The 25,826-nt window shown below is 72.2% G+C and carries 14 protein-coding genes; 7 read left to right on the forward strand and 7 right to left on the reverse strand.

All coding sequences use genetic code 11. The features are described from left to right. Window positions 1–201 precede the first annotated feature (201 nt). The 5 genes from glgB to ACZ61E_RS19315 form a co-directional block, all read right to left on the reverse strand. A complete protein-coding gene (gene glgB, locus ACZ61E_RS19295) occupies window positions 202–2,778 on the reverse strand; it encodes a 1,4-alpha-glucan branching enzyme (protein WP_469700886.1) in 2,577 nt (858 codons plus the stop codon). A 105-nt stretch (window positions 2,779–2,883) separates the two neighbouring features. Continuing rightward, complete coding sequence (locus ACZ61E_RS19300; protein WP_469700887.1) at window positions 2,884–4,374, reverse strand: maltokinase N-terminal cap-like domain-containing protein; 1,491 nt, start codon at window positions 4,372–4,374, stop codon at window positions 2,884–2,886. A gap of 270 nt (window positions 4,375–4,644) precedes the next feature. Then, the gene (gene treS, locus ACZ61E_RS19305) at window positions 4,645–6,369 is read right to left on the reverse strand and encodes a maltose alpha-D-glucosyltransferase (protein ID WP_469700888.1); all 1,725 of its coding nucleotides are present in this window, start codon (window positions 6,367–6,369) and stop codon (window positions 4,645–4,647) included. Then, the gene (locus ACZ61E_RS19310) at window positions 6,366–8,354 is read right to left on the reverse strand and encodes an alpha-1,4-glucan--maltose-1-phosphate maltosyltransferase (RefSeq protein WP_469700889.1); all 1,989 of its coding nucleotides are present in this window, start codon (window positions 8,352–8,354) and stop codon (window positions 6,366–6,368) included. Before ACZ61E_RS19310 ends, treS begins: the two co-directional genes overlap by 4 nt. A gap of 441 nt (window positions 8,355–8,795) precedes the next feature. Beyond that, on the reverse strand, window positions 8,796–9,713 hold the full coding sequence (locus tag ACZ61E_RS19315) for an SDR family oxidoreductase (protein WP_469700890.1): 918 nt from the start codon (window positions 9,711–9,713) through the stop codon (window positions 8,796–8,798). Window positions 9,714–9,832: 119 nt separating this feature from the next. On the opposite strand from ACZ61E_RS19315, the gene ACZ61E_RS19320 reads away from it, so the two are divergent. The 7 genes from ACZ61E_RS19320 (at window position 9,833) to ACZ61E_RS19350 (ending at window position 21,556) form a co-directional block, all read left to right on the forward strand. Then, complete coding sequence (locus ACZ61E_RS19320; protein ID WP_469700891.1) at window positions 9,833–10,798, forward strand: AraC family transcriptional regulator; 966 nt, start codon at window positions 9,833–9,835, stop codon at window positions 10,796–10,798. A 176-nt stretch (window positions 10,799–10,974) separates the two neighbouring features. Beyond that, complete coding sequence (locus ACZ61E_RS19325) at window positions 10,975–12,450, forward strand: 4-hydroxyphenylacetate 3-hydroxylase family protein (RefSeq protein ID WP_469700893.1); 1,476 nt, start codon at window positions 10,975–10,977, stop codon at window positions 12,448–12,450. A 521-nt stretch (window positions 12,451–12,971) separates the two neighbouring features. After that, window positions 12,972–14,402 (forward strand): MFS transporter, encoded by a 1,431-nt coding sequence (locus ACZ61E_RS19330; protein ID WP_469700894.1) that lies wholly within the window; start codon window positions 12,972–12,974, stop codon window positions 14,400–14,402. A 216-nt stretch (window positions 14,403–14,618) separates the two neighbouring features. Then, window positions 14,619–15,950: a monodechloroaminopyrrolnitrin synthase PrnB family protein gene (locus tag ACZ61E_RS19335; protein ID WP_469700895.1), complete on the forward strand. Its 1,332-nt coding sequence runs from the start codon at window positions 14,619–14,621 to the stop codon at window positions 15,948–15,950. Further along, complete coding sequence (locus tag ACZ61E_RS19340) at window positions 15,947–17,245, forward strand: flavin-dependent oxidoreductase (protein ID WP_469700897.1); 1,299 nt, start codon at window positions 15,947–15,949, stop codon at window positions 17,243–17,245. The genes ACZ61E_RS19335 and ACZ61E_RS19340 overlap by 4 nt, the downstream gene beginning before the upstream one ends. Window positions 17,246–17,453: 208 nt before the next feature. After that, on the forward strand, window positions 17,454–20,090 hold the full coding sequence (gene glgP, locus ACZ61E_RS19345; protein WP_469700898.1) for an alpha-glucan family phosphorylase: 2,637 nt from the start codon (window positions 17,454–17,456) through the stop codon (window positions 20,088–20,090). A gap of 224 nt (window positions 20,091–20,314) precedes the next feature. Then, complete coding sequence (locus ACZ61E_RS19350) at window positions 20,315–21,556, forward strand: alginate lyase family protein (RefSeq protein WP_469700900.1); 1,242 nt, start codon at window positions 20,315–20,317, stop codon at window positions 21,554–21,556. A gap of 33 nt (window positions 21,557–21,589) precedes the next feature. Here ACZ61E_RS19350 and ACZ61E_RS19355 read toward each other — a convergent pair whose 3' ends face one another. Together ACZ61E_RS19355 and ACZ61E_RS19360 are read right to left on the reverse strand one after the other, a co-directional pair. Further along, entirely contained in the window at window positions 21,590–23,188 is a 1,599-nt protein-coding gene (locus tag ACZ61E_RS19355) for a helix-turn-helix domain-containing protein (protein ID WP_469700901.1), read from the reverse strand. Between the two features lie 614 nt (window positions 23,189–23,802). Further along, entirely contained in the window at window positions 23,803–25,818 is a 2,016-nt protein-coding gene (locus tag ACZ61E_RS19360) for a M4 family metallopeptidase (protein ID WP_469700902.1), read from the reverse strand. Between the last annotated feature and the right edge of the window lie 8 nt (window positions 25,819–25,826).

The following is a 25,826-nucleotide window of genomic DNA, read 5'->3' on the forward strand; positions in this document are numbered from 1 at the left end:
CCCCCCCCCCCCCCCCCCCCCCCCCCCCCCCCCCCCCCCCCCCCCCCCCCCCCCCCCCCCCCCCCCCCCCCCCCCCCCCCCCCCCCCCCCCGGGAAGCAGGCCGGGACGCACACCGGGACGCCCGCGAAGACGTCCGCCGGGACGCCGCGCGCCGCCTCACCCTGCTGAGCGCCGCCCGGCCGGGACGCGCGGGCGGCGGGTCACACCGGCTTCAGCCACAGCGTCGCCAGCGGCGGCAGTGTGAGCTGGATGCTCGCCGGGCGGCCGTGCGCGGGCACCGCCTCCGGCTTCAGGGTGTCCGCGTTGAACACGTCCCCGCCGCCGTACCGCCCGGCGTCGGTGTTCAGGACCTCGGTCCAGCCCGAGACTCCCTCCGGGACACCGATGCGGTACTGGTGCCGCACCACCGGCGAGAAGTGGGACACGGCGAGCAGCGGCTCGCCCCGCGCGTCGAAGCGCAGGAACGCGAACACGTTGTCCTCCCCGGCGTCCCCCTCCACCCAGGCGAAGCCCTCGGGAACGGTGTCGCGCTGCCAGAGCGCCGGGGTCCGGCCGTAGACGTCGTTCAGATCGCGCACCAGGTCCCGTACGCCCCGGTGGTCGGCCTCCGCCGCGTACGACGGGTCCAGCAGCCACCAGTCCGGGCCGTGGCTCTCCGACCACTCCGCGCCCTGGGCGAACTCCTGTCCCATGAAGAGGAGTTGCTTGCCAGGATGCGCCCACATCCAGCCGAGGTACGCCCGGTGGTTGGCGCGCTGCTGCCACCAGTCACCGGGCATCTTGGAGACCAGTGACCTCTTGCCGTGGACCACTTCGTCGTGCGAGATCGGCAGGACGTAGTTCTCGCTGTACGCGTAGACCATGGAGAAGGTCATCTCGCCGTGGTGGTACTTGCGGTGCACCGGCTCCTTGGAGACGTAGTCCAGGGAGTCGTGCATCCAGCCCATGTTCCACTTCAGGCCGAAGCCGAGACCGCCGAAGCCGCCCGGTCCGATGTGGTGCGTGGCACGGGTGACGCCGTCCCAGGCCGTGGACTCCTCGGCGATCGTGACGACACCGGGGCAGCGGCGGTAGACGGTCGCGTTCATCTCCTGGAGGAAGGCGACCGCGTCCAGATTCTCCCGTCCGCCGCGCTCGTTCGGTGTCCACTCACCGGCCTCGCGCGAGTAGTCGAGATAGAGCATCGAGGCGACGGCGTCGACCCGCAGGCCGTCGATGTGGAACTCCTCGCACCAGTACACGGCGTTGGCGACGAGGAAGTTGCGGACCTCGGTGCGGCCGAAGTCGAACTCCAGCGTGCCCCAGTCGGGATGCTCGGCGCGGGACGGGTCCGAGTGCTCGTACAGCGGCCTGCCGTCGAACTGGGCGAGCGCCCACTCGTCCTTGGGGAAGTGCGCGGGCACCCAGTCCACGATGACGCCGATGCCCGCGCGGTGCAGCGTGTCCACCAGGAACCGGAAGTCGTCGGGCGTGCCCATCCGGGAGGTGGGGGCGTAGAAGCCGGTGACCTGGTAGCCCCAGGAACCGCCGAAGGGATGCTCGGCGACCGGCATCAGCTCGACATGGGTGAAGCCCAGGTCCTTGACGTACGAGGGGAGCTGGAGCGCGAGTTGACGGTATGTCAGTCCCGGTCGCCAGGAGCCTAGATGAACCTCGTACACGGAGAACGGCGCCTCGTGCGCCGGCACCTCGCCGCGGTGCGCCAGCCACTCCTCGTCGTGCCACACATGGTGCGACTCGGTGACGATCGACGCCGTCGAGGGCGGCACCTCGGTGCGGCGGGCCATCGGGTCGGCGCGCAGCGTGTGCGAACCGTCGGGGCGGGTGATGTCGAACTTGTAGAGCGCGCCCTCGCCGACACCGGGCACGAACAGCTCCCACACCCCGGTCGAGCCGAGCGAGCGCATCGGATAGACCGTGCCGTCCCAGTAGTTGAAGTCACCCGAGACCCGCACACCCCGCGCGTTCGGCGCCCAGACGGTGAAGCGGGTGCCCGTGACGCCCTGGTGGACCATCGGGCGGGCGCCGAGCGCGTTCCACAGCTCCTCGTGCCTGCCCTCGCCGATGAGATGCAGGTCGAGGTCGCCGAGGGTGGGCAGGAAGCGGTACGGGTCGTGCACCTCCAGCTCGTCGGTCTCGCCGGCGCCGGCCGCGCCCTCCTCGGCCGTGGGACCGTAGCGCACCAGGAGGGAGTACTCGGGGACCTCGCGCCACGGCAGGACGCCGGAGAAGAACCCGTCGCCGTCGTCGTGCAGTCGGACCCGCAGGTCCTTGGCGACGACGGTCACACCCTTCGCGTACGGGCGCAGTGCCCGCAGCACGACACCGCCCTCGCCGGTGTGGGCGCCGAGCACGGAGTGCGGGTCGTGGTGCCCGCCGCTCAGCAGCCGGTGCCGGTCGGCCTCCGCCGGCGGGGCGGGGCGCGCGACACGACCACCGGCCTCCTCGCGCGGTTTCGTCGCCTTGGACGGCTCCGGCACGTTCGCGGACCCGGCGGCGGACTCTCCGGCGGCGGGTCCGCCGGTGGCTCTGCCCGTCTCACCCGTGCCACCCGCCCTCTCGGCCCGCGCGGCCTTCTCGGCCTTCTCCGGTTTGGCGGCCTTCGCCGCCTTCCCGGCCCCGCCGGACTTGGTGTCCTTCGCCTGCTTGGCTTCCTTCGCCCCCCTCGCCGGGGGTTCGTCGCGCTTGCGGCGCGGGCCGGCGGGGGCCGGGACGCCGTTGGCGGGGCGCTGGGGCTGTGGCTCTGACGGGTTCTCGGACGGCGGGCGGGCGGTCACTGGGGCTGCCTCCTCGGCGGGGACGACGGGGGTCTCGGGGCCGGTGGGCCGACGGGTCGGCCCACCGGTCTTCGGTGTCGGCGGTTCGGTGTCGCGTGACGGATGTCAGGGACGGTGGCCGGCCAGCCGCTGGATCGCCGCCATCGGGACGGGGAGCCAGTCGGGGCGGTTCCGGGCCTCGTACAGCACCTCGTACACCGCCTTGTCCGTCTCGTATGCCCGCAGCAGCGCGGCGTCCTCGCGCGGGTCGGTGCCCGTCGCCTCCGCGTAGCCGTCGCAGAACGCGGACCGGGAGCGCTCCGCCCAACCGGGGTTCCACGGCTGGTGGTTACGGGCGGCGTAGTCGAACGAGCGGAGCATGCCCGCGACATCGCGCACCGCGGGCTGCGGACGGCGGCGTTCGGTGAGGGGCCGGGCCGGTTCGCCCTCGAAGTCGATCAGCGACCACTCGCCGTCCGGTGTCCGCAGCGTCTGACCGAGGTGCAGATCGCCGTGCACACGCTGCGCCCGTGTCACGGAGCCGCCTCCGGCCGCCGTCCCTTCCGCGTCGTCCGGACCGCTCCCGGAGCGGGCCAGCGCGTCGAAAGCGGTCCGCAGCCCGCCGACGTACGGCAGCAGCGCGGGCACCGCCTGCGCGGTCGCGTCCAGCCGCCCGGACATGGCCTCGGCCAGATTCGCCGTCTGGTGCGGGCCGAGCGAGACGGTGGGCAGCGCGGCGGCCAGCGCCAGGTGCACCTCGGCGGTGGCCCGCCCCAGCGCCCGTGCCTCACCGGTGAATTCACGCCCGTCGGCCAGCGCGCGCAGCGCGAGCCGCCAGCCGTCCTCGGAGTCGCGCAGGAACGGCTGGAGCACCCCGAGCGTCAGCGACTGGGGTCCCGCCCCGCCGCCCACGTCCGCGTCCACCGCCCCGAACCAGGCGACGGGTGACGGCACGCGTCGGCTGCCCTGGCGGGCGAGGGCGAGCGGCAGCTCCAGATCGGGGTTGGCGCCGGGGAAGACCCTGCGGAGGATCTTGAGGATGTACTTCTCGCCGTAGACGAGCGACGAGTTCGACTGCTCCGCGCCCAGCAGCCGCGGTGTGAGTCCGGCCGGGATCGCGACCGCGCGGTCGAAGCGCAGCGGGCCCAGGGCCCCGGGGGAGCGCAGCTGCTCCAGCAGAAGATCGGCCAGGCGCGGATCGTGCAGCGCCTCGTAGACGACCCGGCCGGCCAGCGGCCCCTCACCCACGGGGCCGATACGGGCGGCGGCGAGCTCCGGCGGCAGGGCCGGGCGTACGCCGATCAGCAGTTGGTAGCAGTCGTCGGCGGGGGCGACGGGGACCGCCGGCGCGTCCGGGTCGGGGGTGGAGCGCTGCTCGACACGGACCAGCAGATGGAGGAGGCCCGGCCCCTGCCCGTGGGTGTCGGGAGGCATCAGCTCGGTGGCGGCCACCGCCGAGAAGCCGGTGATCGGCCGGCCCTTGCCCGCGAACCAGCGCTGCCGCGGCAGCCACTCGTGGAGCAGGGGGGCGAGTGAGTCGATCAGTCTCCCGGCTCCCGCGGGTGGCAGCGCGGCGCCGGAACGTGGTGAGCTCCGGGTGGATGCAGCCTTCGACATGGCATCGCGTCCTTTCCCCGGGGCACACCACAGGATGCGCAGAGTGTCCCGGATTGCGGCAACGGAGTCCGGCCTGTGCGGGACGTGTCGGGTGAGGATGGCCCGTACGGACCGAAAGCCCGCCCGGCGCGGGAGTCCGCCCGGACCGTGAGTCGGTTCGTACGTACGGACTCGATGTCGGGGATGGTGCCCCGTGCGGGGCGGACGTAACCGACCGCCCCGCACCTGCGTTCGGACCGGTCGGATCGCGCCGGCCCGAAGTGCCCGTCGTCAGCCGGGTGTGGGGTCCTGCCTGAGCCGGAACCAGTAGAAGCCGTGGCCCGCCAGCGTGAGCAGATAGGGCCAGTCGCCGATCGCCGGGAACCGCACCCCGCCGATCAGTTCGACCGGGTGGCGACCGCTGAACGCGCGCAGGTCCAGCTCGGTGGGCTGTGCGAAGCGCGAGAAGTTGTGCACGCAGAGCACCAGGTCGTCGCCTTCGCCGTCCTGTGACGGGGCCTCGCGCAGGAACGCGAGCACCGCCGGGTTCGTCGAGGGCAGTTCGGTGTACGAGCCGAGTCCGAAGGCCGGGTTCTGCTTCCGGATCTCGATCATGCGGCGGGTCCAGTGCAGCAGCGACGAAGGCGACGCCATCGCGGCCTCGACGTTCGTCACCTGGTAGCCGTAGACCGGGTCCATGATCGTCGGCAGGTAGAGCCGGCCGGGGTCGCAGGACGAGAAGCCGGCGTTGCGGTCCGGGGTCCACTGCATCGGGGTGCGGACCGCGTCGCGGTCACCGAGCCAGATGTTGTCGCCCATCCCGATCTCGTCCCCGTAGTAGAGGATCGGGGAGCCGGGCAGCGACAGCAGCAGGGCGGTGAACAGCTCGATCTGGTTGCGGTCGTTGTCCAGCAGCGAGGCCAGCCGGCGCCGGATGCCGATGTTGGCGCGCATCCGCGGGTCCTTGGCGTACTCCGCGTACATGTAGTCGCGTTCTTCGTCCGTGACCATTTCGAGCGTCAGCTCGTCGTGGTTGCGCAGGAAGATGCCCCACTGGCAACCTGTGGGGATCGCCGGGGTCTTGGACAGGATCTCCGAGACCGGATAGCGGGACTCGCGCCGTACGGCCATGAAGATCCGCGGCATCACGGGGAAGTGGAACGCCATGTGGCACTCGTCGCCGCCCTTGGCGTAGTCGCCGAAGTAGTCGACGACGTCCTCCGGCCACTGGTTGGCCTCGGCGAGCAGCACGGTGTCCGGGTAGTGCGTGTCGCAGATCTCGCGGACCTCGCGCAGCAGCGCGTGGGTGGCGGGGAGGTTCTCGCAGTCGGTGCCCTCCTCCTGGTAGAGGTACGGCACGGCGTCGAGACGGAAACCGTCGATGCCCAGGTCCAGCCAGAAGCGCAGCGCCGAGATGATCTCCTCGCGCACGGCCGGGTTCTCGTAGTTGAGGTCCGGCTGGTGGGAGAAGAAGCGGTGCCAGTAGTACTGCTTGCGGACCGGGTCGAAGGTCCAGTTGGACGTCTCGGTGTCGACGAAGATGATCCGCGCGTCCGGGAACTGCTTGTCGTCGTCGGCCCAGACGTAGTAGTCGCCGTACGGCCCGTCGGGGTCCTTCCGGGACTCCTGGAACCAGTTGTGCTGGTCGCTGGTGTGATTCATGACGAAGTCGATGATCACGCGCATGCCGCGCTGGTGGGCGGCGTCGACGAACTCCACGAAGTCGGCGAGGTCGCCGAACTCGGGCAGTACGGCGGTGTAGTCGGAGACGTCGTAACCGCCGTCGCGCAGCGGGGACTTGAAGAACGGCGGCAGCCAGAGACAGTCGACACCGAGCCACTGGAGGTAGTCCAGTTTGGCGGTGATGCCCTTGAGGTCTCCGACGCCGTCGCCGTTGCTGTCCTGGAACGAGCGCACCAGGACTTCGTAGAAGACGGCTCGTTTGAACCAGTCGGGGTCACGGTCCTTCGCGGGAGTGTCCTCGAACAGGTCGTGGACGGGCTCATTGATGATCATGTTGTGGGTGACCCTCCGATCGGCGGGGACGGTCGCAGAACGACGATGTGCGCGGGTGTCACACCCGGCTCCAGGCGCACGTAGTTGGCCCTGCCCCAGTGGTAGATCTCTCCGGTGAGCTCGTCGCGCACCGGGGCGGTCTCGTGCCAGTCGAGGCCGAGCCGCGGCATGTCCAACGAGACCGTCGCCTCCTGGGTGTGGTGAGGATCGAGGTTCACGACGACCACCACGACGTCCGCGCCCGACCGCTTGCTGTACGCGATGACCGCGTCGTTGTCGGCGTGGTGGAAGTGGACGTCGCGCAACTGGCGCAGCGCGGGGTGCCGGCGTCTGATCCGGTTGAGCGCGGTGATGAGCGGGGCGATGGTGCGTCCCTCTCGCTCCGCCGATTCCCAGTTGCGGGGGCGCAGCTCGTACTTCTCCGAATTGAGGTACTCCTCGCTCCCGGGTTTCGCGGGGGCGTTCTCCATGAGTTCATACCCTGCGTAGACGCCCCAGGACGGCACCATCGTCGCGGCGAGTACCGCGCGTACCTCGAATGCCGGACGGCCGCCGTTCTGAAGATAGGCGTGCAGGATGTCGGGCGTGTTGACGAAGAAGTTCGGCCGCATGTACGACGCGGCCTCGCCCGAGAGCTCGGTGAGGTAGTCGGTGAGCTCCTGCTTGGAGTTGCGCCAGGTGAAGTAGGTGTACGACTGCTGGAAGCCGATCGCGCCCAGGGTGTGCATCATGGCGGGCCGGGTGAACGCCTCGGCCAGGAAGATCACATCGGGGTCCGACTCGTTGATGTCGGCGATCACCCGCTCCCAGAAGACCACCGGCTTGGTGTGCGGATTGTCGACACGGAAGATCCGCACACCGTGGTCCATCCAGTACCGCAGCACCCGGAGGGTCTCCGCGACGAGACCGTCCATGTCGCGGTCGAAGGCGATCGGATAGATGTCCTGGTACTTCTTGGGCGGATTCTCGGCGTACGCGATCGTGCCGTCCGGGCGGTGGTGGAACCACTCCGGGTGCTCCTTCACCCAGGGGTGGTCGGGGGAGCACTGGAGCGCGAAGTCCAGCGCGATCTCCATGCGCAGCGAGGCCGCCTTCGCCACGAAGGCGTCGAAGTCCTCGATCGTGCCGAGGTCGGGGTGGATCGCGTCGTGGCCGCCGTCCGCGGAGCCGATGGCCCACGGGACGCCGACATCGTGCGGCCCGGCGGTGAGCGTGTTGTTCGGGCCCTTGCGGTGCGCGGTGCCGATGGGGTGGATCGGCGGCAGATAGACGACGTCGAAGCCCATGGCCGCGACGGCGGGCAGCCGCTCGGCTGCGGTCCTGAACGTGCCGCTGACCGGCGGCTCGCCCGGCGTGACGACCGCGCCCTCGGAGCGCGGGAACAGCTCGTACCAGGAGCCGTACAGCGCTCTCTCGCGCTCCACCAGCAGTTTCACCGGCTTCGACGACGAGACCAGCTCGCGCAGCGGGTGGCGCGAGAGGGCGTCGTCGGCCTCCGGGGTGAGGGCCGCGGCCAGCCGGTCCTGGGCGGGCCGGCGCTCGTCGCGCAGGGCGTCCACGGCGGCGAGGACCGCCTCGCGGCCGTCCCGTTTGGGGACACCGGCCGCCGCCCGTTCGTAGAGGGCGGCGCCCTCGGCCAGGACCAGCTCCGTGTCGATACCGGCCGGGATCTTGATCCGGGCGGCGTGGCGCCAGGTGGCGAGCGGATCGCTCCACGCCTCCACCTTGTACGTCCACCGGCCCTCGGACGTCGGCGTGACGTCGGCGCCCCAGCGGTCGGTGCCGGGGGCCAGTTCGCGCATGGGGGTCCACGGGCCCGGCCGGCCGTCGGGGCCGCGCAGGACGACGTTGGCGCCGACGGCGTCGTGGCCCTCGCGGAAGACGGTCGCGGTGACCTGGAACGTCTCTCCGCTCACCGCCTTGGCCGGGCGTTTGCCGCAGTTGACGAGAGGGCGTACGTCCAGGACGGGAATGCGACCGATCATGAGATCACCTGAGGGCTGAGCGGGCGTGGCAGGCATGACAGGTGGAGCTGAATAGGGGCTTTCGCCGGAGTTTGATGTTATTTGTAGCTGCTCTGTCGGTGACTGGCGGGCTGCGGGCATGGCCGCTCCTGTCCGCGTTCACTCCAATAGCGGTGGTAATCGGGTGAAACGAGCGTGGTCCTTGCGTACCGGATGAGCCTTCCCCCGATGTTCCGGTCCACAATCCGCCGCCCCGTTAAGACCTGGGGAACTCTGGAGGCGTGGCCGTAATCGGCCAGAAAAGGCAAACGCCCCGTCCCCGCGGAGCCGCACGGGTGGCTCCGCGAGAACGGGACGGGATCGGGGGAAGGAGGAAACGGGTGGACCAGCGACAGGACCGGGACCGGCGACAGGACCAGGGACAGGGACGGGCCGGGGGTGAGTGGGGGGTGCCCGGGGGCGTCAGCTCGCCTCCGTCGACCAGACCTGCCACGGCTGGCGCGTCACCCACTCGTCCACCGGCGCCGGCTTGACGGCGAGCGCGTCCGCCGTCCGGCCGCCGTCGCCCGCCATCAGCAGCGGATCGGTGCCCGTGGCCATGTAGTGGTAGATACCGGCGACCCCGGCCGCCGCCTCGGCACCGGCGACCTGGGAGAGGGCCTGCTCGAACACCGTCGGCGGCAGCGGCAGGTACCGCACCTCGCGGCCGAGCCCGGTCGCGAACGCCGACGCCAGCTCGTCACCGGTCAGTGACTCGCTCCCGCCGATGTCGAAGGTCTCGCCCTCCACACCGTCCACGGTGAGCGCCGCGAAGACCGCCTCCGCCAGGTCCCGGTGCGAGATCCAGGCCGCGGTGGTGCCCGCGGGCAGCGGATACGCCAGTACGCCCTCGGTGACCAGCGCCGGACCGTTCCACGGGCTGAACAGGTTGTCCAGATAGACCGGCGGCCTCAGCACCACCAACGGCACACCGCTCGCCCGCAGTTCCTCCTCGGCGATCCGGCGCGTCTCGAAGGCGGCGACGTTCGTCGACTGCGCGGGGATACGGGTGTTGGCGTTGTAGACGATTCGCTGGATCCCGGTCTCGCGCGCGGCGGTGGCGATGTTACGGGCGTACCGCCGCACCTGCTCCGTCCCGTACACCAGCGGCATCATTACGGAGGCGTGCGTCGCGCCCCGCATCAGCCGCCGCACATCGACGGGATCGGCCAGGTCGCCGCCGACGAACGAGGCGCCGCGCAGCGGCGGGCGGTCCGCCTCGGCGGCACGCGTGAGCGTACGGACCCGCTGTCCGCGTTCGGCCAGCAGACGGGCGACGGCACCGCCCTGGAAGCCCGTCGCCCCCACGACGGCCACACGCATCGGAATCTGATCGGACATGTGTCTGAAGGCCCTTCGGTAGGGTGTGTCTGCTGTCGATGACGGCTCTCTCACAAGGCTGGTGGCGGCGGCTTCGGCCGATCAATTAACAAACCGGGGCGGGGGTTGAAGGATCGTCCATGGAACCGATGGAGCCCATCCAGACCGAAAGTGACGACCTCCTGAGCGAGTTGCTGAAGCCGCTCCGGCTCACGGGGGTCTTCGACAGCCGTTGGCACGTCAGCGCGCCGTGGGCCATCGAGGGTGACGCCGAGCAGAGCTGCGCGATCCTCCACTACATCGTCCAGGGCGGCTGCTGGGTCAGCGGCGAGGGCCAGCAGCCGCTGGAACTTCGCGAAGGCGATCTCGCGGTCTTCCCCACCGGCACCGCGCACCGCATCGCCGACCGGGCGGACCGGGGCGGCGCCCTGCGCCTCGGCGCCGTACTGCCCGAGCGGCTGCCCGGGACCTCCGGGGAGCTGAAGATCGAGGGCGGCGGTCCGGAGAGCCGGCTGCTCTGCGCCGGACTCCACTACGACGCGAGCGCCGCCACCGGTCTCTACTCGGCGCTGCCGTGGGCGCTGGTCCTCGACCGCACCCAGGTGGACAACGAGCCGCTGCTCCGCGACACGCTGCGGCTGCTGGCCTCGACACAGCGCCCCGTCGGCCCCGGCGACCGCCTCATCACCCTGCGCGCCTTCGAGATGGCGCTGGTCCTGGCGCTGCGCCCGCTGCTGCGCGAGATCGCGGACAATCCGGCGTCGCTGCCCGTCCTGAACCATCCGGGGATCAGCAGGGCGATGGTGATCATCGCGACGCGGTTCGCCGAGCCGTGGACGATCGAGTCGCTGGCACGTGAGGTCGGCATGTCCAGATCGGCCTTCACCGCGGCCTTCCGCGAACTGGTGGGGGAGGCCCCGGCCCGGCATCTGACGGGACGTCGGATGCAGGAGGCGGCACGGCTGCTGGGGGAGACGTCACTGCCGCAGTCGGCGGTGCCGCAGCGGGTGGGCTACCGCAGCGCGGTCGGTTTCCATCTTGCCTTTCGCAAGTGGTTCGACAGGACGCCGGGCGAGTACAGGAGCGGTGCGGTGCCCGCCGCGTAGGGGGCGCCGAGGTCGCGGTCTGGCCGGTTATTAAGGACCGCTGGACGGTCGTTCATTGCTGACCTCGCTTGCGTCAGGAAAGGCTCTCAACGTTGGGGGTGCCGTTCCGTTTGTTCCCGGTGTGCCTCGTGTGTCTCGTCCGTCGCAGGATTCGTTTGATCCGTTGAGGAGAAGTGTTGACCAGGTCGGGCCAGGAGTATTTGGAGTCGTTGCGCGACGGCCGGTCGATATGGCTGGACGGCGAGCGGGTCGGGGACATCACGCGGCATCCGGCGTTCCGCAACACGGCGGGATCCATCGCCCGGCTCTACGACCTCTCGCACGACTCGGCGCACACGCCGGTCCTCACGCGCGACGGCGCGCACCGCGCGTTCGCCGTGCCCCGCGGTTACGAGGACCTGGTCGCGCGGCGGCAGGCGTACAAGGTCTGGGCCGAGGCCGGTTTCGGCTTCCTGGGGCGTACGCCGGACTACATGGCCGGTGGCGCGGCGGGGTTCGCCGCCGCGCCGGACGTCTTCACCACCGACGGGTTCGACGGTGCGGCGAACGCGCTCGCGTACCACCGGCGGCTCGCCGACGGCGACCTATACCCGACGTTCACGATCACCAACCCGCAGGGGGCGCGCACCCCCTTCGACGCGGCGGGCGGCACGGCGGACGACGACCCGGTGGTACGGGTGGTCGCCGAGAAGGACGGCGGGATCGTCGTACGCGGCGCGAAGATGATCGGCACGGCGGCGGTCTTCGGCAACGAGGTCATCGTCGGGACGATCGAACCGCTCGCGCCGCGGGACGTCGACCGGGCGGTCTGCTTCTCGATCCCGGTCGACACACCGGGGCTAAGTTTCATCTCGCGCGTCTCCTACGAGGGCCGGGCGCGGAGCGTCTTCGACAACCCGCTGTCGTCACGGTTCGACGAGAACGACGCGCTGCTCGTCTGCGACGACGTCTTCGTCCCGTGGGAGAACGTGCTCACCTACCGCAACGTCGACGCGAGCTTCGGGATGTGGTGGCGGACACCGGCGTACGTGAACTTCGTGCACCAGGCCGCGACGCGCTTCTGGACCAAGCTGGAATTCCTCGCCGGGCTGGCGATCCTGCTGACGAAGTCCAACGGGACGTACGAACTGCCGCCCGTCACCCAGGCGATCGGCCGGCTGCTGGGCAGGGTCGCCCAGGCGAAGGCGTTCGTACTGGCCGCCGAGGCGAGCCACGAGCAGGTCGACGGCGGGCGCGGCGGAGTGATGCCGGGCAAGGACATCTCGTTCGCGCAGCGCATCATGGCGGGCGAGCTGTATCCGCAGGCGGTGCAGGAGATCAAGCTCCTGGCGGGCGGCGGAGTGATCCAACTGCCCGCCTCGGGCGAGGACTTGCTCCACCCGGAGCTGGGCCCGCTGGTACGGCGCTACATGCGCGCCCCGGGGCACTCGTCCGAGGACCGCGTCAAACTCCTCAAACTCGCCTGGGACGCGCTGGGTTCGGAGTTCGCCTCCCGCCACGAGCAGTACGAGCGCTTCTACCACGGCGCGCCGCACGTCTACCTGATGCAGCAGGTGTGGGAGGGCGACACGGCGTCCTGCGAACAACTGGCCCAGTCATGCCTCGACGGCTACACGCTCGGCGGTGAGCCCAAGGCCCCGGACTCCCGGTGACCGCGGCACGGGGCGAGGACGGTGAGCCCGACGCCGGGCGGCGACGTGCCGCCGGGCCCGGCCCCGTGCTCCCGCCGGGTCGGTCCGGCGCGCCCGAACCTGACGGCCCCGGCCGGCGACCCGACCCGACGGGCGGTTCCGACGGTCCGGCCGGCTCGGCCGGTCTCGCCGATTCGCCCGGACCGACGGATGGCTGTGACGACCCCACGGGTCCGGCCGACGCCTTCGGCGAGGCCGGGGAGCCGCTGTCCGGCACCGGTGTTCCGGCCGGGTCTGTACGGCCGTTGGGCAACTCCCTCCGCCGCGGCGGGCGGGCGGCGGGTGACGGGGCCGAGCCTGGCGGGCCCGCCGGTCCGGTCGGCGCCTTCGGCGAGGCCGGTATCGCCGCTCCCGCCGGGTCCGTAGGGCCGTTGGGCAAGTCCCGCCGGCGCGAGGGGCCGGCGGCCGGTGACGGGGCCGAGCCGTCGCCGCAGGGCGGGACAGAGTCTCCCGGCGCCCCGGGGTTTCGCTCCCCCGGCCCCGTGGCGCCGGGATCCCGGCACGGAGGCGCGCTCGCGCTGCTCGCGGGCGCGCAGTTGCTGCTCGTCATGGACACCGCCATCGTCAACGTCGCCCTGCCGTCCGTCGGGGCGGATCTCGGGTCCGGTTCCGCCGGGCTCTCCTGGGTCGCCAACGCGTTTCTGATCACCTTCGGCGGGCTGCTGCTCCTCGGCGGGCGCGCCGCCGATCTGCTCGGCCACCGGCGGGTGTTCCTCGGCGGGCTCGGGGTGCTCGGTGCCGCGTCCGCCGCGGGCGGGGCCGCCGGGTCCGTGGAGGTGCTCGTCGCGGCCCGCGCCGTCCAGGGCGTCGGTGCCGCGTTCGCCGCCGCGGCCGCCTTCGCCCTGCTGCTGAACCTGTTCCCCGACGGCCCCGCCCGGCACCGCGCCCTCGGCGCCTTCGCCGCGATGGGCGGGCTCGGCGGCGTCCTGGGCACCGTACTCGGCGGCGTACTCACCGACCTCCTCGGCTGGCGCTCCACCTTCTGGCTGAACGTCCTCGGCACACTCGTCCTCGCCGTCCTCGCGCTACGCCTCGTCGACGCCGGCACCCGCGGCGCGGAACGCGGCTTCGACATCGGCGGCGCGCTCACCGCGACGGCCGGGCTCGGGCTCGTCGCCTTCGGCCTGGTCGGCGCGGGCGAGGCCGGCTGGACCGGCGCGCGGACCCTCGGCGCGTTCGCCGCCGGGCTCGCACTCCTCGCGGCGTTCGCGGTTCTGGAGAAACGAATCGCCCGCCCGCTCGTGCCGCCCGCCGTCCTGCGCCGCCCCACCCTCCGGCTCGCCAACTGCCTCAGCGCACTCGCCCAGATGGCGCTGTTCCCGATGTTCTTCCTGGTCAGCCTCTACCTCCAGAGCGTCCTCGGCCAGAGCCCCCTCCAGGGCGGTCTCGGCCTGTTGCCGCTCTCCCTCGTCGTCGTCGCCACCGCCCCGCGGACCGGCCGCGTCATCCACCGGCTCGGCCTGCGCGCCACGATGACGCTCGGCTTCACGCTCCTGTTCGCCGGCATGCTCTGGCTGGCACTCGCCCTCGCCCCCGAGGGCACCTTCCTCTCCACCGTCCTCGCGCCCAGCCTCCTGCTGGGTGTCGCGCTGCCGCTCGTCATGGTCACCACCAACGTCGCCGCGACCGCCGGCGCGGCGCCCGGTGAGACCGGGCTCGCGTCCGGACTCATCAACACCAGCCAGCAGTTCGGCTCCGTGCTCGGCCTTGCCGTACTCGTCGCGGTCGCCACCGCGCGTACCGACGCCCTCGGGGCGGCCGGCGCCGCCGACGAGACCGCGGGCTTCAAGGCCGCACTCCTCGTCGGCGCCGTCTTCGCCGCCTGCGCCGCGCTGCTCACCCTCCGGCTGAGACATCCCGCGCCTGTGTCCGCGCCCCCGCACCGGGACCGGGTCGGCGGCGCCCAGGGGTAGACGCAGGAGGAGGAGCGAGTGCGCAGGCGGGGCAGGGCCCGGTCGACGGTCCAGGTCCGGACAGGGCCAGGGGGGATCGCCGCGAGCGGGCAAGGGGCCGCCGGCCGGTCGGGGCGCGCGATCGAGCGCGACAGTGGCCGCGACGGCGGGACGCCGCCCGTCCCGTGTCCCACCACCCACCCGACCCACGGCGAATTCATAGGGGGATGCACTTCCATGACGCTGTACGACCTGGTCGCGCCCGCGATCGAGGCGCGCTGCGAACCGCGCTACCGCATAGCCGCCATCCGCGCGGCCGATCCGCTGGGCGCCGACGCGACAGCCGCCGCCGTACCCGCGATGAACCGGGACGCCGACGTTCCCGCCCTCACCCTCGCACTGCGCGCGCTCGTCCCCGATGCCGGCCGCGCCGCCTCGCTCGGCGTGGTGGACGCGCTCGCCGCCGTACGCGACCTCGGCCTGCTTCTCGGCTCGCTCAAACGCCACGGCGTGGAGCCGCTCGCCGCCGTCCCCGAGGCCCTGCCCGTACTCCAGGAACTGGGCCGCCGCACCGGCATGGTGCCGCGCGACACCGTCCACCACTACACGACGTGGAACCCGCTCGGCGAACGCCAGCGCATGTACACCGGCGACAAGATGGAGGGGTACCTCCAGGACTCCGTGCGGATGGTCTTCCCCGCGCTCGTCGCCTCGCTCGACACCTGCACCGAGCTGGCCGGGCTGGAGCCGTACGACCCTCGATTCGCCGACGCGCTCGACCGTACGGGCCGGCACGTCCAGGCCATGGTCGACTCCATCGACTTCACGGTCGCGCAGGTCACACCGGAGTTCTTCGCACGCGGACTCCGCCCGTACTTCGAGGAGATCGACATCGCCGGCCGCCCCCATCTGGGCCCGGCGGCGGCGCAGGTGCCGCTCTGGCTGGTCGATCTGACGCTGTGGCAGAGCGACCGCAGCAGCCCCGAGTACGACGCGTTCCTCGACGACTCGGTCCGCTACAGCCTGCCGTCGTGGCGGGTCTTCCACGCCGCGCACCGGGGCTCGACCTCCGCCGTCAGCAAGCTCTCCGCCGCGATCAGCTGGGAGTCCACGCCCCGGCTGCCGCCGGTCCTCGCCGCCTCGGCGGTGTCACTGGCACGGGTGCTGCGGACACTCAAGACGTTCCGCGCCCGGCACATCGGCATCGCGCGCAAGGCGTACAGCGACGAACTGCGGCTGTACGAGGCGGGCAGCGGGGGCGCCCCGATCGCGCTGCTGCGCTCGGTGCTGGACCTGACGCGGGACAACGAGACGCTGGTGCGGCACGCGAACGTCCGCATGCAGGCGCCGATGACACCACCCGCGTCCGCGCGCAAGCCCGTGGCGAAGTCCGCGCCGAAGGCCGGGGGGAAGGCGGCGAGCGTGTCGGCGTCGGCGACCGCCTCGGCGGCAGCGGCGGCGGCCACCTCCGCGGCCACGCCGCGCCCGGCGCCCGCGCCCCTGTCCCTGCCCGCGCCCCTGCCCGCCTCCGCCGTCGCACCGCTTCGCGAAAAGAGACTCACCCCATGACCCAGATCATGATCGCGGGCGGTGGCATCGCCGGCCTCACCGCGGCCCTGTCCCTGCACGCCGCCGGTTTCGACCGGATCACCGTCGTGGAGGCGGCCCGCGAGATCCAGCCGCTGGGCGCCGGGCTGAACATCATGCCCAACGCGGTACGCGAACTCGACGCGCTCGGACTCCTCGGCCCTCTCGACGAGTGCTCCGTACGCACCGCCGAACTGCGCTACTACCACCGCGGCGGCGGTCTGATCTCCCGCGAACCGCGCGGTCTCTCGGCCGGCTACCGCTGGCCGCAACTGTCCGTCCACCGCGGCGATCTGCAACGCGTACTGGCCGGCGCCGTGCGCGAACGGCTCGGCAGCGACGCGGTGGTCGCCGGCGTGCGGGTCAGCGGTCTGGAGACCGCGCCGGACGGCCGCGCGCGCGTCCTGCTCGCGCACCGCGACGGGCGCGGCCGGGGCGGCGGCGCCTCCCTGGAGCCCGACGTGCTGATCGGCGCCGACGGCATCCGCTCGGCGGTACGGGCCGCGCTGAACCCCGGCGAGGGCGAGCCGCCGTGGAACGGCATGCTCGTCTGGCGGGGCGTCTCCCGCGTGCCCGCCGACCGCGTGGGCACGTTCATGTTCATCGCGGGCGACGACCGGCAGAAGGCCGTCGTCTACCCGATGACGCACCCGTCCGGCCCCACCGGGCGCGACCGGCACGTCCTCGTCAACTGGGCGCTGGCGATGCCCGCGACGGAGATCGCCGCCGCCGGGCGCGGCGACTGGAACCGGCCGGTGCCGGTCGCGAGGTTCGCCCACCACTACGCCGGCTGGGAGTTCGACGGTGTCAGCGTCCCCGAGATCCTGGCCGCCGCCGACCGCGCCCTGGAGTACCCGATGGTGGACCGTGAGCCCCTGGCGCGCTGGACCCACGGCCGTACCACGCTGATCGGCGACGCGGCCCACGCGATGTACCCGATCGGTTCGAACGGCGCGACGCAGTCGATCGTCGACGCGCGTGCGCTGGCACACGCCATGGCGACGCACCCGGACCGGGCCGAGGCGCTGGCGGCGTACGAGGCCCGGCGACGCCCCGCCATGACGGAGTTGCAGCGCGCCAACCGGCGGCAGGGGCCGGAGGTCGTCATCAATCTGGCCCACGAGCGCGCCCCGGGCGGCTTCACCGACATCGCGGACGTGATCCCGCCTGCCGAACTGGCGGAGATAGCGGCGCGGTACGCGGCGACGGGCGCGTTCGACCCCGAGACGGTGAACGCGGGCTCCCCGTACGAGGTCCCCCAACCGGCGCGCGGTTGACGGTGCGCGCCCCGGCCCCGCGCCGCTCCGCCCCGCCCGGCCCCGCCGGGTGCCGTTCACACGTCCGGGCCCGCGCGGACGGCCCCCGGCATGTGCGCTCGTGCGCCGTGGCCGACGCGGGGGCCGGGGCACTACCGTCAGGGTGATGGCGGGGCGCACAGCGTGGTGCGGTCGGCCGGTCCGGACGTCCCCTGCGAAGGTGGAACACGTGAAGGCAATCCGTCGATTCACCGTGCGCCCCGTCCTGCCCGAACCTCTGCGACCACTCAGCGGCCTCGCGCGCAATCTGCGCTGGTCCTGGCATCCCGAGACCTGTGATCTCTTCGAGGCCGTCGATCCCGACGGCTGGCGCGCCGCCGGGCATGATCCGGTGCGGCTGCTCGGGGCCGTATCCGCCACGCGACTGGTCGAACTGGCCGGGGACGCGGCGTTCCTCGAACGGCTGGCCGGTGTCGCCGCCGGACTCGACGACTATCTGCGCGGCGACCGCTGGTACCAGCGGCAGAGCGGCCAGGGTGCCGAGCTGCCCGACGCCGTCGCGTACTTCTCGCCCGAGTTCGGCGTCACCGCCGCCCTGCCCCAGTACTCCGGCGGTCTCGGCATCCTCGCCGGTGACCACCTCAAGGCCGCCAGCGACCTCGGCGTACCGCTCATCGGCGTCGGGCTGCTCTACCGGCACGGCTACTTCCGCCAGTCCCTGTCGCGCGACGGCTGGCAGCAGGAGCACTATCCCGTCCTCGATCCGAACGAACTGCCGCTGAGCCTCCTCCGGGAGGAGGACGGCAGGCCCAGCCGGGTCGCGCTCGCACTGCCCGGCGGCCGGTCCCTGCACGCGTGCGTCTGGCACGCGCGCGTCGGCCGGGTCCCGCTCCTGCTCCTCGACTCGGACATAGAGGACAACGGGCCGACCGAGCGGGAGGTGACCGACCGCCTCTACGGCGGCGGCAGTGAGCACCGGCTGCTCCAGGAGATGCTGCTCGGCATCGGCGGCGTCCGCGCCGTCCGCGCGTACTGCCGCGTCTCCGGCCACCCCGAGCCCGAGGTCTTCCACACGAACGAGGGCCACGCCGGCTTCCAGGGCCTGGAGCGGATCCGTGAACTCAGGCACACGGGGCTCGGGTTCGACACCGCGCTGGAGGCCGTCCGGGGCGGCACGGTGTTCACCACGCACACACCCGTGCCCGCCGGCATCGACCGCTTCGACCGCGAACTCGTCGCGCGGCACTTCGGTGACGACGGCGAACTGCCCGGGGTCGGCACCGATCAGGTGCTGCGCCTGGGCAGCGAGACCTTCCCCGGCGGCGACCCGAACCTGTTCAACATGGCGGCCATGGGTCTGCGGCTCGCCCAGCGCGCCAACGGCGTCTCCACCCTGCACGGAGCCGTCAGCCGCCAGATGTTCGCCGGTCTCTGGCCCGGCTTCGACCCGCAGGACGTACCGATCACCTCCGTCACCAACGGTGTGCACGCGCCGACCTGGGTCGCGCCCGAGATCGCCCGGCTCGGCCGCGGGAGTGCCGGTGTGGCCGACACCCCGGACGCCGACATCTGGGCCGTACGGCGCACCCTGCGCGAGCGGCTGGTGCACGAGGTGCGTGACCGGCTGCGCGCCTCCTGGCACCAGCGGGGAGCGGCCGACGCCGAACTGGGCTGGATCGACGGGGTCCTCGACCCCGACGTCCTGACCATCGGCTTCGCCCGCCGTGTCCCCTCGTACAAGCGCCTCACCCTGATGCTGCGCGACCGCGACCGGCTGACGGAGCTGCTGCTCCATCCCGAGCGGCCGATCCAGATCGTCGTCGCGGGCAAGGCGCACCCGGCGGACGACGGCGGCAAGCGGCTCGTCCAGGAGCTGGTGAAGTTCGCCGACGACCCGCGGGTGCGCCACCGCATCGTCTTCCTGCCCGACTACGGGATGGCGATGGCGCGCAATCTCTACCCGGGCTGCGACGTCTGGCTGAACAATCCCCTCCGCCCGCTGGAGGCGTGCGGCACGAGCGGGATGAAGGCCGCGCTGAACGGCTGTCTCAACTTGTCGGTGCTCGACGGCTGGTGGGACGAATGGTTCGAGCCGGACTTCGGCTGGGCCATCCCGACGGCCGACGGTTCGTCCGACGAGGACCGGCGGGACGCGCTGGAGGCGAACGCCCTCTACGCGCTGATCGAGGACCGGGTCGCGCCCCGCTTCTACGACCGTACGGGGACCGCGACCGCGACCGCGCCGGGTGCCGGTGCGGGCGGGGCCGCGCAAGCGGACCACGGTGACGCGCTCCCCGGACGCTGGATCGAGATGGTCCGGCGCACCATGACCACCCTCGGCCCGAAGGTGCTCGCCGACCGCATGGTGCGCGAGTACGTGGAGCGGCTGTACGCGCCCGCCGCCCAGGCCCACCGCGCGCTGGACCCGGTCGCGGCCGGGGAGTTGGCCGACTGGAAGAGCCAGGTCAGGGCCGCCTGGCCGGATGTGGCCGTCGACCATGTGGAGGCCGTCTCGGCCACCGCGTCGGGCGGCAGCGCGGAGCTGGGCTCGACTCTCGCGCTGAAGGTGCGGGTGACCCTCGGCCGGCTCCGGCCCGACGACGTGGAGGTGCAGGCCGTGGCGGGCCGGGTGGGCGCGGACGACACGATCGCCGACGCCCAGGTCTTCCCGCTGAAACCGGCGGGCGGGCCCGACCAGTCGGGCCGCTGGGTGTACGAGGGCCCGCTGGCCCTGGACCGTACGGGACCGTTCGGCTACACCGTCCGTGTCCTGCCCACCCATCCCATGCTCGCCGCCGCCGATCTCGGCCTGGTCGCGCTGCCGACCGAGGCGACGGGGGAGGGCGCGGGCGTACTGATGCGCTGACAGTGGCAGCCGCGGGGCCCGGTGGACAGTGTCCGCCGGGCCCTTTCGGCTGTCGGCTCGGCCCATTGGTCCAGACCTTGACGTGTCCATGCGATGGCTCTACATTCCTCACTCACACAAGGATTCACAACTCCGCTCATCGTTCATGTGGGTGAACTTGAACATGGTGAACGGCTCGCATGCGCAACGGAGTTGCGGAGCACCCCCCAACCGGAAGGCACCCCATGCGTCCCGGAGTCATCCCCAGAGTCCTCGGACTGTCCGCCGCGCTGGCCGGTCTGCTCGGCGCGGTCTTCACGGCCCCCGCGTCGGCCGGCGACCGTCCGGCGGACCGTCCCGCCGTCTCGCCCCGGCCCCTCCCGGCTGAGGCCGTCGCGGCCCCCGCGACCTTCACCCACCCCGGTGTCGGCGTCAGCCGCCCCCAACTCGACTTCGTACGCGGCAAGGTGCAGGCCGGCGCCCAGCCGTGGAAGGCCGCCTACGACCAGATGATGGGGAGCAAGTACGCCTCCCTGTCCCGCGTGCCCAAGCCCCGCGCGGTCGTGGAGTGCGGCTCGTACTCCAACCCCAACTACGGCTGCACGGACGAGCGCGAGGACGCCATCGCCGCGTACACCACCGCGCTGGCCTGGTACATCAACCGCGACGACCGTTACGCCAAGAAGTCCATCGAGCTGATGGACGCCTGGTCCAACACCATCCGCGACCACACCAACAGCAACGCGCCGCTCCAGACCGCGTGGGCCGGATCCTCGTGGCCCAAGGCCGCCGAGATCATCAAGCACACCTACACGAGCTGGCCCAACTCCGGCCGCTTCGCCACGATGCTGCGCACCGTGTACCTGCCGGAGATCATCAACGGCTCGGGCTCCAACGGCAACTGGGAGCTGAGCATGAACGAGGCCGCGATCGGCATCGCCGTCCATCTGGAGGACCGCGCCGCCTACGACAGGACCGTCGGCATCTTCCGCAACCGTGTCCCCGCGTTCATCTACCTGCCCTCCGACGGCGCGCTGCCCAGGACGGTGCCCGGCAGTGGTCTCGACACCCGCGACGAGATCGTCCGCTACTGGCACAACCAGTCCACCTTCATGCAGGGACTCGCGCAGGAGACCTGCCGCGACCTGACCCACACCGGCTACGGCCTCTCCGCCATCTCGCACGTCGCGGAGACCAGCCGCATCCAGGGCCAGGACCTCTACCCCGAGGTGGGCGACCGGCTGCGGCACGCGTTCGGGCTGCACACCAAGTACCAGAACGGCGAACCCGTCCCCGGCAACCTCTGCGGCGGCAGCCTGAAGGACAACCTCGGGCCGATCAGCGAGGTCGCCTTCAACGCGCTGGGCAACCGGCTGGGCAACGCCATGACGAACACCCAGCAGTACACCGAGCGGATGCGTCCGCAGGGCACGAACAACCTGTTCGTCGCCTGGGAGACGCTGACGCACGCGAACAACCCCGCGTGAAACCGTGATGCACGCTGGGACCCTGACGCTACGTCAGGGTCCCTTCACCCATTTCCCGGTCTCGTAGTCGTGCCCGTACAGGCCGTCCGAGGCCGACGCGCTCGTACGGAACGGCTTGCCGCCCTCGTCGATGCGCGCGACGCCCGTACGGTCCCCGGCCGACCAGCGCAGCTCCACGAACCAGTCGCAGTCGCAGCCGGTCGTGCTCGCCTCGATCCTCAGGACGAGCGGTTCGCCCGATGTCACCTGGTACGGCAGCTTCGGCGCGGGCAGCGGCCCCTGCTCGCTCCCGCCGTCCACGGGGCGGACGACGGGGCGTGACTTGTCCAGGTCGACGGCGAACACGGCGGGAGTGATCGAACCGCCGCAGCCGCTGCTCATGTCGTACGCGTTCCAGTCCAGCGGCGCCCGCCGCCCCACCACCCGGACGAACACCTCCTGGATGACCACGGGGCCCGCGCCCGGCGCGGCGCGCACCGTGGCCTGGGTGATGGACGACTTGCCGTGCACCGCGCCGAGCGCGTTCGCCCACGAGCGGGCGTCCTGGGCGTTGGGCGGCGGCGGTACGGCGGACGGCGCGCGGTTGATCAGATACGTATGGCCGCAGTCCAGCTGCCACTTGTGGCTGTCCACGCTCCACACCAGCGGCTTCGCGCCGTCCTTCCCGGCGTCCGGCTTCCCGCCGTCCGCCGAGGTGCCGCCGTCGCCCTCGTTGCCGCCCCCGGCCTCGCCGACGGCCGAGGACCCGGACGGCGACGCCTTCCGATCGCCGCCGGACTTCGACGGGCTCGCCTTGGCCGACGGGGCGCTCGACCGGGCGGACGGGGTCCGCGGATCCACCGGTCCGTCCGGCCCGGGATCGGAGAGACGCGGAGCGCCGTCGTCGCGCCGGGAGTCGGCGCCGCCGAGGTCGGCCGCGACGACGACGGTGCCGGCGAGGACGGCGACGACCGCGAGCGCGGCCCCGACGACCTGACGGCGGCGCAGCCGTGAGGCGCGGAAGCGCGGGACGGGCGGTGGCGCGGCGGCGGGCGGCGGCGGGTCGTCCTCGTCGGCGGAGCCGTCGTCGCGGTCGTCGTCGGAGTCGCGAGCCGAGTCGTGGGCGGTGCCGGAGGCGGAGGCCGCTCCGGCGCTCGGGGGACCTGCGGGACTGTCGGCGCCCTCCGGCGATGCCGGCCCGGGACCCGGCTCCGGCGCCGGCTCGCGTACGGGCTCCGGCTCACGCACCGCCCCCTGTCCGGCGACCCCGGGTGCGATCGCGGTCGCCGCCGTGGCCCCGGCCGCCTCCTCCCGCGCCTCCGCGTTCTCCTGCGCGTCGGCGCTGTCGGCGCTGTCGCCGGGGTCGCCGTCGTTCCCGTCCCCGTCCTCCGTGCGGGCCGCGTGCGCCCGCAGCCAGAGGCGGTGCAGCTCCACGCGCTCGGCCGACGTCGCGCCGACCACCCGGGCCAGCCGCTCGACGGGCGCGTAGTCCACGGGCAGCGCGTGCCCGTGGCAGTAACGGTGCAGGGTCGAGGCGCCCAGATGCAGTTGGGTGGCGAGCGATCCGTAACTGCGGTCGGTTCTCTCCTTCAGCGCGCGCAGACGCCGCGCGAATTCGGCGGTATCCGCCGGGATCTTCTCCGACCTGCCCATTACAGCGTCCCCGTCCCGCCCGTCGCGCGATTCCGCGCTCATTCCAGGCACTTGTCATTCCCCCAGGCCAGGGTACGCGCAGGCGTTCCACGCGTTCCGCACTTCCCCCGGGTTGTTGCGGGCGGGATCGATCACCGTCCAGTCTGGGATCACCGGCCGGGACGACACGCCCCGGTCGGCGGTTCACCAGAAGACCACCACCACGGCGATGGGCGGCTCCGGGAGGGGCGCACGCCGGGTGGAGGGCGCGGGCGACGGGGGAAACGGCGCGACGGGCCCGGCGGATCGGTGGCAGTGAGGGAGCGGGGGAGCCGTCGCGGCTCGGTCGGCGGCGGTCGGTCTCCTCACTGCCCGTGCCGACCACGATCCGCCGGCCCGCGAGCCGGTCGTCTGTGACACGCAGCCGGCGGACGGACGACGTGACGCGCTCCTCGACCGGGAGCGCACGGGGAGAAGTCCGCGCCGGCCGGTTCCCGGCCCACCCCTTCGGGCGCGCCTCCGAAGGGGTGGCCGGGGATTCGTCCACGGAGCGCATCGAGCACGGAGCGCATCGGGCACGGAGCACGGAACCGCCCGGGTCCCCAGGACCCGGGCGGTTCTCAACTCGACGTCGCTCAGGGGAACGTGAGCTTCACACTGTTGATACGTCCGGTGTCCTGCGCCGCGACGTCCCGGACCTGGAGCTTCCACGCGCCGTTGGCCGCCTCCGACGAGGCGTTCACGGTGTACGTCTCCACGACGTTGTCCGCCGAGTCGCCGCTGCTGGAGTTCTTCAGCCGGTAGGCCGTGCCGTCCGGGGCGAGCAGGTCGATGACCAGGTCACCGCGCCAGGTGTGCGTGATGTCCACGCCGACCGGGAGGGCGGCGGGCGCGTTGCCCGTACGGCCGGTGACGTTCACGGTCGAGGTGACCGCCGCGCCGTTGTCCGGGATCGCCACGGTCGCGGTGTTCTCGAAGACCGTGCCGCCGCTGCCGCCGGGGCGGGTGCCGACGTTGATGCCGGCCCACGCGTCGGCGACCGACTTGTACTCGGCGCTCGACGTGCCGTACAGCTCACCGGCGACCGCGAGCGTGCCGGTACGGGCTCCCGCGTAGTTGGTCGTCGAGTTGAACTTCGTGGTGAGCGCCTTGAACCAGATCTGCTCGGCCTTGGCCCGGCCGATGCCGGTCACCGGCAGCCCGTCGGACGTCGCCGAGTTGTAGCTGACGCCGTTGATGGTCTTGGCGCCGCTGCCCTCGGAGAGCAGGTAGAAGAAGTGGTTCGCCGGGCCCGAGGAGTAGTGGACGTCCACGCTGCCGATGCCGGAGTACCAGTAGTCCTTGGACGCCCCGTCCTTGCTCGGCTTGTCCATGTACCGCAGCGGCGTGCCGTTGCCGTTGATGTCGATCTTCTCGCCGACCAGGTAGTCGCCCGGGTCCTGGGCGTTGCCGGCGCTGAACTCGACGGCGGCGGCGAAGATGTCCGAGGTCGCCTCGTTGAGACCACCGGACTCACCGCTGTAGACGAGGCCCGCGGTGTTGGAGGTGACGCCGTGCGACATCTCGTGCGCGGCCACGTCGATGGACGTCAGCGGCTTGGCGTTGCCCGCGCCGTCGCCGTACGTCATGCAGAAGCAGCTGTCCTGCCAGAAGGCGTTGACGTAGTTGTTGCCGTAGTGCACCCGCGAGTACGCGCCGACGCCGTCGCCCCTGATGCCGGAGCGGCCGTGCACGTTCTTGAAGTAGTCCCAGGTGAGCGCGGCACCGTAGTGCGCGTCGGCGCCGGCCGTCTCCGCGCTGGAGGCGGAGCCGTTGCCCCAGATGTCGTCCGGGCCCGAGAAGAGGGTGCCGGTGCCCGAGGTGCCGCGGTTCAGGTTGTACGTCTTGTGGTTGCCGCGGCCCGTGTCGGTCAGCGTGAACGACGGGGCCGTCCCGAGCGTGACCTGCCCGCTGTACTGGGTGTTGCCCGTGCCCTCGTGGACCGCCTGCCACTCGTAGAGCTTCTCGCCGGTGGCCGCGTCGGTGACGACGTGCAGTTCGTTCGGGGTGCCGCCCTTCTGGACACCGCCGACGACCGTTTCGTACGCCAGGGTCGGCTTGTCGTCCGCCAGCCAGACGACCTTGCGCGGCGCGCGCTCGGCCGCGGCCTTCGTCGAGCCCTCGGCCTTCGCGGCGGACAGCGCCTGCTTCTCCGCGGTGGCGGCCGGTACGTCGGCGTTGGTGTCGACGGACTTGAGGGCCGCCTTCGACGCCTTGGTGACCGTCTCGGTGGCGCCCGCCTTCGTGGTGGCGACGACGAGGTCACCGCCGAGGACGGGGAGGCCGGCGTAGGTGCGCTCGTAGCGGGTGTGCGTGGTGCCGTCCCGGTCCTGGACGACGTCGCGTACGACGAGCTTCTCCTCGGCGCCGAGGCCGAGTTCGCCGGCCGTCGCCGCCTTCGTGGCGTTGGCCTCGCGTATCAGCTCGGCGCGCTGCGCGGGGGAGAGGGCCTTGGGGAGCGCGCCGGGGTCGGCCTTGCCGGCGACCGGTGCCGCGGGTGCCGAATCGGGAGCGGCGGCGGCACTGCCGGCCTGGACTCCGACGGCGAGAAGGGCTGTGACAGCGATCAGAGCGCCGGTCGCGGTGATGCGGCGGCTGGGCGTGGGTCTCACGCGAACTC

This window comes from Streptomyces sp. NPDC104581, assembly GCF_055583685.1.

What these genes read in the sequence shown, in the direction of transcription:
- ACZ61E_RS19300 (WP_469700887.1), bottom strand. Translation starts at nt 4,374, where the DNA reads ATGTCGAAGGCTGCATCCACCCGGAGCTCACCACGTTCCGGCGCCGCG.
- treS (WP_469700888.1), bottom strand. Translation starts at nt 6,369, where the DNA reads ATGATCATCAATGAGCCCGTCCACGACCTGTTCGAGGACACTCCCGCG.
- ACZ61E_RS19310 (WP_469700889.1), bottom strand. Translation starts at nt 8,354, where the DNA reads ATGATCGGTCGCATTCCCGTCCTGGACGTACGCCCTCTCGTCAACTGC.
- ACZ61E_RS19315 (WP_469700890.1), bottom strand. Translation starts at nt 9,713, where the DNA reads ATGTCCGATCAGATTCCGATGCGTGTGGCCGTCGTGGGGGCGACGGGC.
- ACZ61E_RS19320 (WP_469700891.1), top strand. Translation starts at nt 9,833, where the DNA reads ATGGAACCGATGGAGCCCATCCAGACCGAAAGTGACGACCTCCTGAGC.
- ACZ61E_RS19335 (WP_469700895.1), top strand. Translation starts at nt 14,619, where the DNA reads ATGACGCTGTACGACCTGGTCGCGCCCGCGATCGAGGCGCGCTGCGAA.
- ACZ61E_RS19340 (WP_469700897.1), top strand. Translation starts at nt 15,947, where the DNA reads ATGACCCAGATCATGATCGCGGGCGGTGGCATCGCCGGCCTCACCGCG.
- ACZ61E_RS19350 (WP_469700900.1), top strand. Translation starts at nt 20,315, where the DNA reads ATGCGTCCCGGAGTCATCCCCAGAGTCCTCGGACTGTCCGCCGCGCTG.
- ACZ61E_RS19355 (WP_469700901.1), bottom strand. Translation starts at nt 23,188, where the DNA reads ATGGGCAGGTCGGAGAAGATCCCGGCGGATACCGCCGAATTCGCGCGG.